We start from the raw sequence: 1,753 nt of genomic DNA, 5'->3' as shown, positions 1-1,753 counted from the left end.
AAAAAATGTGAAATCAAACGAATTCGATTTCACATTTCTTATTTAAAATATATTTACTATTACCAGAACTTCACGTACAAAGCAGCGATAATTAATAAGGTGATAATGATTAATACTGTGGTTTGTGGTTTCACCTTAAACATTTCAGTATCCAGTTCGAATGCTTTTGGATTTACTTTTGGTCCTGCAAAACTGATTCCAATCATCAATAACATTGTGAACATAAATGACAATCCCATACAAATGTGAAACGGAATTTCAAAACCTCCTTTACCATTTGGCCAGGCTGTATATAAGAATGTTTCATTTCCAAACATCTCAGGCGCATATTCATTAAATAAAACAGATAATAAGAAACCTGCAATTACACCCACAATAGCTGCTGTACCTGTTGTTCTCTTCCAGAACATCCCTAAAAAGAACATCGCAAATACTCCCGGACTGATAAATCCTGTATATTTCTGGATATAAGTAAATCCACCTACTCCACCAATTCCTAAAACATCGTTCCATGTAAACATTACAGCAAGAACCATTGCTCCAAAAACTGCAATCCTTCCAATGTTTACCTGTTGTCTTTCTCCTGCATTCTTTTGAATGTATTTCTTATGAACGTCTAAAGTATAAATTGTAGAGATACTATTAACTTTACCTGCTAATGAAGCAACAATTGCAGCTGTCAATGCTGCCACTGACAATCCTTTTAATCCTGTTGGCAGGAAAGTCAGCATTGCTGAATAAGCTCCGTCTTTTCCTCCTACTAATTGTGGCAAATGACCTCCTTCATACAAAACATAAGCAGCAATACCTGGTAACATTACAATTACAGGCATTAATAATTTTAATAAACCTGCAAATAAAATCCCCGTACGTGCTGTTTGTAAATCGGCTCCCAATGCTCTTTGAGTGATATACTGGTTACATCCCCAATAATTCAGATTGATAATCCAGATACCGGCTAAATAAGATAATATCCCTGGAAAGGTTAAGTATTTATCAATCTCTAATTGTGTAGAAGTAGCTGTTGGTCTTGGAATAATCATTTTAAAATGCTCCGGTGCCTGTTCCATCAAAACATTGAATCCGGCAATAGCATCTTTACCTACTCCAAAATATTCTCCAACAGTTGTTAAAGCGATATAAGAAGTTACTAAACCTCCAATAATCAAAACTGCCACCTGAATAACATCGGTATAAGCCACAACTTTCATACCTCCTAAAGAGATAATCAAAGCAAAAACTGCTAATCCTAGCATAATTATATGAAGGTAATCTCCTCCTGCCAGTCCGTTAATAGCAACAGCTCCTAAGTATAAAATAGAAGTTAAATTTACAAAAACATACAAGAACAACCAGAAAACAGCCATAATCAACGCCGTAGTTTCATTGTATCTGGTCTTTAAGAATTGCGGCATCGTGTAAATCTTGTTTTTCAGATAAACAGGAATAAACCAAATCGCAATGATAATTAAGGCAATTGCAGCAACCCATTCGTAGGCAGCAACAGCGATTCCTAAGAAGAAACCTTCTCCACTCATTCCGATAAATTGCTCGGCTGAAATATTAGAAGCAATTAACGAAGCTCCAATAGCCCACCATGTCAGAGTTCCTTCGGCTAAGAAATACGCCTTAGCATCGTGTTCGTTTTTTTCGCGTTTGCGGTAAACAATGTATCCGTAAATCGATACAATTAAAAAATAGATTATAAATACTGCATAATCTGCAAATTCGAGACTTGAGCTCATAAGAAATT

At 35.7% G+C, this 1,753-nt stretch carries 1 protein-coding gene; it reads right to left on the bottom strand.

The window, feature by feature from the left end; all coding sequences use genetic code 11:
- Positions 1–59: 59 nt before the first annotated feature.
- Positions 60–1,745 carry a sodium/sugar symporter gene (locus ACSV4D_RS18085; RefSeq protein WP_439229389.1) on the bottom strand — a complete coding sequence of 562 codons (1,686 nt, stop codon included), beginning with the start codon at positions 1,743–1,745 and terminating at the stop codon, positions 60–62.
- Between the last annotated feature and the right edge of the window lie 8 nt (positions 1,746–1,753).

Source organism: Flavobacterium sp. ARAG 55.4, assembly GCF_051846875.1.
In the GTDB taxonomy this organism is placed as follows: domain Bacteria; phylum Bacteroidota; class Bacteroidia; order Flavobacteriales; family Flavobacteriaceae; genus Flavobacterium; species Flavobacterium plantiphilum.
The sequence above is the reverse complement of the archived record's forward strand: the minus strand, read 5'-3'. Positions and strand labels throughout refer to the sequence as shown.

Coding starts and splice junctions, on each gene's coding strand:
- ACSV4D_RS18085 (WP_439229389.1), bottom strand. CDS start 1,745: ATGAGCTCAAGTCTCGAATTTGCAGATTATGCAGTATTTATAATCTAT.